General features: G+C 68.8%; 3 protein-coding genes. 2 read left to right on the forward strand and 1 reads right to left on the reverse strand.

The window, feature by feature from the left end; translation table 11 throughout:
• Nucleotides 1-732: 732 nt before the first annotated feature.
• Nucleotides 733-1,107 carry a hypothetical protein gene (locus tag JF597_RS06320; RefSeq protein ID WP_293990436.1) on the reverse strand — a complete coding sequence of 125 codons (375 nt, stop codon included), beginning with the start codon at nt 1,105-1,107 and terminating at the stop codon, nt 733-735.
• Between JF597_RS06320 and JF597_RS06325 the strand changes: the two genes are divergently transcribed.
• Together JF597_RS06325 and JF597_RS06330 are read left to right on the forward strand one after the other, a co-directional pair.
• The gene (locus tag JF597_RS06325; protein WP_293990438.1) at nt 1,094-1,483 is read left to right on the forward strand and encodes a DUF4232 domain-containing protein; all 390 of its coding nucleotides are present in this window, start codon (nt 1,094-1,096) and stop codon (nt 1,481-1,483) included. The two genes, JF597_RS06320 and JF597_RS06325, sit on opposite strands and share 14 nt — an antisense overlap.
• Before the next feature lie 109 nt (nt 1,484-1,592).
• Entirely contained in the window at nt 1,593-3,725 is a 2,133-nt protein-coding gene (locus JF597_RS06330; protein WP_366916385.1) for a serine/threonine-protein kinase, read from the forward strand.
• Nucleotides 3,726-3,768 lie beyond the last annotated feature (43 nt).

The following is a 3,768-nucleotide window of genomic DNA, read 5'->3' on the forward strand; positions in this document are numbered from 1 at the left end:
CCATGACGATGAACGTCTCCGACTCGCCGTGATGCGTGTGCGGAGGCGGTCCGGCGTCCGCGGGCATGATGGCCTCCACCAGGGAGAGTTCACCATTGGTGTGCGTCGCCTTCAGCAGCGTGGTGTACGTGTCACCCACCAGGTAAACAGGCTCACCACCGTCCGGCGGAACATGCACGGGGGGAATGTGTAGGGACACGCGTGATCCTTTGACTCATGTGGCGTTGAAACGGCGGACACACCATGAAGTGCCTCCCACCGCAGTCGGAGTCTGGCAAGAGCGACCACCCCGGCACCACAACACGAGGTGCTCAATAGGTGCTCACTCGTGCCCATTCCTGTACGGCCAAAGGCTTGAGCCCAACTGCCAACTCATAGCGCAGGTCTGGACGCAGGCTGATCCCAACGGGCTTGTCGGCGCTCGCACCGAGGCCGGCGGCTTGGCTTCGCCGAACTCGGCGAAGACCGCATTGAGGCTGACCATTCCTGATGAATGAAGCGTCGGCTTCACGAGGTCGTCTCAGCGGCTCGGCGAGCGTCATGGCGGTGAGCATTGGTTGGCATGGGACGACCAGGAAATGAGCACCGTGGCCACGCAGTCCGGGCCGGTGACGATGCCACGATCGGACCCCGAGGCGCCCGGTGCCCGCTGGGCAGCCGGCCTGCGTCGCAGAACGCTGACGGCGCTGTCCGAGCACGAACCGACGCGGCCCGTGGGCCGACAACGTCCTGTCATGAAGAGGTAACCAGCTTGCGCACACATCGACTTGCCGTGGCCTTGGCCAGTTCCGCCGTCCTGGCCCTGGCGCTCACCGCCTGCGGAGAAAGCGACGCCGAGTCGAAGTCGGTCGAAACGGCAACCACGGAGCCCACCGACACGACCGTCACGCCCACCGCCGCCGCCACCGCCGCTTCGGCATCGGCGTCTGCCCCCGCCACGGGGCCAGCCACGAAGGGCGCGGGCTCCCAAGGCTCCGGAAACAGTGGCGGCAGCGGAGCGGGTGCCGGCAAGACCTCGTCCGCCGGCACGGGCTCCGGCAGTGCCAAGCCCGTGGACTGCACACCCGGTTCGTTGAAGTTCGCCATCAAAGAGGTGAGGAGTCCCATCAACCACGCCCTCATCACGGCTACCAACACCGGCTCGAAGCCCTGCCGCATCTACCGCTACCCCGCCCTGCGGCTGAGTGAGAACTCGCAATCCGAAACAGCCAGGTTGGGGCCGAGCCAGCCACAAGCCGTCGTCACCCTCGACCGCGGCGCCACCGCGTACGCGGGCCTGATCACCGCGTCCGTCGACCGCAACAGTCAGACCAAGGTCACGACCTCCTCGATCGGTTTGTCCCTGCACGGCCCCGACGCGGGAGACTCGTCCACCGAGAACGGGGTGGATGTGCCCGTTCCCGGCGGTTCCCTGTACGTCGAGGACGACAACGCCCAGGTCACCTTCTGGCAGGACAACGTGAGCGACGCGCTCGCCTGGTGACCGGGAACTTGCGTCCCGCACAAGGGCCTTGGCCCAAGCTCAGCCGTCGATCCACGTAAGAAAAAAGGTGTGACCGTCCATGCCATTGCGAGATGGTGACCCTGAAGCCGTGGGGGGCTATGTCCTGCTCGACAGGATCGGTGCCGGCGGCATGGGCACCGTGTTCCTGGGCCGCTCGGCCGCCGGACGCAGGGTCGCCGTGAAGCTGGTGCACCCACAGCTCTGCGAGGACGAGGAGTTCCGCGTCCGTTTCCGGCAGGAGATCGAGGCGGTCCGCCGGGTCAGCGGGGCGTTCACGGCACCCGTCGTGGACGCCGACCCGGATGCCGAGCGGCCATGGATGGCCACGCTGTACGTGCCGGGCCCGAGCCTGTCGGCCTGCGTGGACCGCGGCGGCCCGCTGAGGGGACCGGAGCTGCGGATCCTGGCACTGGGGCTCATCGAGGCGCTGCGCGAGATCCACCGGGCCGGGGTGGTGCACCGCGATCTGAAGCCGGGGAACGTGCTGATGGCCGAAGACGGCCCACGAGTCATCGACTTCGGCATCTCGCGTGCCGCCGACAACCAGCAGTTGACCGTCACGGGCAACCTGATCGGCACGCCGCCGTTCATGTCACCGGAGCAGCTGCGTTCGCCGCGCGACGTCACCCCGGCGTCGGACGTGTTCTCGCTGGGCTCGTTGCTGGCCTACGCGGCCACCGGGAACGGCCCGTTCGACGCGGACACGCCGTACATGGCCGGCTATCAGGTGATGTACGAGCCACCGACACTGGACGAGGTTCCGCGACCACTGCGCGGTATCGTCGAACGCTGTCTGGACAAGGACCCGGCGGCACGCCCCGGACTGGTGGAACTGCACGCCTGGCTCCGCGCGTTGCCGCAGACAGCCGACTCCGGCAACTCCGACCACACCACCAGTCCCGGCGAACACGGCCACCCCGACGACCCCGGCAACGCGGTCGACACAGGCAAAAGGGCAATGCCCGGAGCCTCCACCGAACCCCTCACCGGCCGAGGTCTGCGCGGAGAACGTCGTGGCCGACGGCTCACGCGTCTGCTCACGGCCGTCGGTACAGCGGTCGCCGTCACCGCGTTGAGCCTCGCGGCGGTCAACGCCTTCGGCGGCGACGAAACAGCCGCCGCACGCACCCCTTCGCTCCCCGACGGCTGGCAGCCGTGGCAGACGACGCTCCGCCTCGGTTCCGTGCCCGACACCGCTATGGATTCCGGCCCGCCTGGCTGCGTCCCCGAGCGCACCGTCCTTTACTGCGGCGGCGAGGGCTTCACCGTCGCCAAGGTCGATGCCGCCACCGGCCGCGTCATCTGGCGGTACGGCGACTCCGTGCAGAACACGATGCCGTACGGCGTGCGGGACGGGGTCGTGTACGTCGCCGAGCAGACCCAGGGTGAATTCCGGACCGCGGCTCTGGACGCCGCCACCGGGAAGCGCAGGTGGGTGCGAGACAGCGACGGCTCGGTCGTCTTCAGCGGCGGGCTGCTGACCTCCACAAACGACATCCAGGGAGTCATCGCGTACGACACGTCGGGGAAGGAACTGTGGCAGTCGCCGAAGGCCGCGTTCTGCGCACCGCTGTCCCTGGCCGGCGTTCCGTACGCCGAGTGCACGATCACCGGCCAGACCACCACCCTGCTGCGCCTCGACCCGGCCAATGGCACGGCACGCAGGCTCGCGGCCCTGCCGATCGGGTCGAAGGGCATCGGGCAGTCCGGAGGCGCACCGGTCTACGCGCAGCCCGCGGCGGCGGCGAACCAGGACGGGGAGATCGAGAGCGAGCGCCGGTACACCACGTTGCTCCGGGTCGACCCGCGTACCGGCGCCGTCCGTCCCGTGCCGCTGTCCCGCACCCTGCGCGGCGCGCCGACCCTGCTCGGCGACGACGTCGTGGTCTTCGCCCAGACCAACGGAACCGTCACCGCGGTGTCCGCCGACGACGGCAAGCAGTTGTGGCAGCGGTCGACCGGCATGGAGGGCCTGTCGCAGCCGGTGTTGTCGGCGACGTACGAGCGGATCTACTTCTCCAACCGCATCGGCCGCGTGGTGGCCCTGGACCTGCGTACCGGCAAAGAACTCTGGCGCACCTCCGCCGTCGACATCCTCGGGGACGCGTCCCAGGACTGGGCGCCGAGCGTTGTCCTCGTCAGGGACGAGATCGTGGCGATGGCCGGCAACACGCTCTCCTCCGTCGGTCCGAACGGTCCCACGGCACAGACGACCGACTGACGGCCCCGGCGTGCAGCGGCAGAGGGCTCGTTGAGCGAGGCCA

It is taken from the genome of Streptomyces sp. (genome assembly GCF_019510245.1).
In the GTDB taxonomy this organism is placed as follows: domain Bacteria; phylum Actinomycetota; class Actinomycetes; order Streptomycetales; family Streptomycetaceae; genus Streptomyces.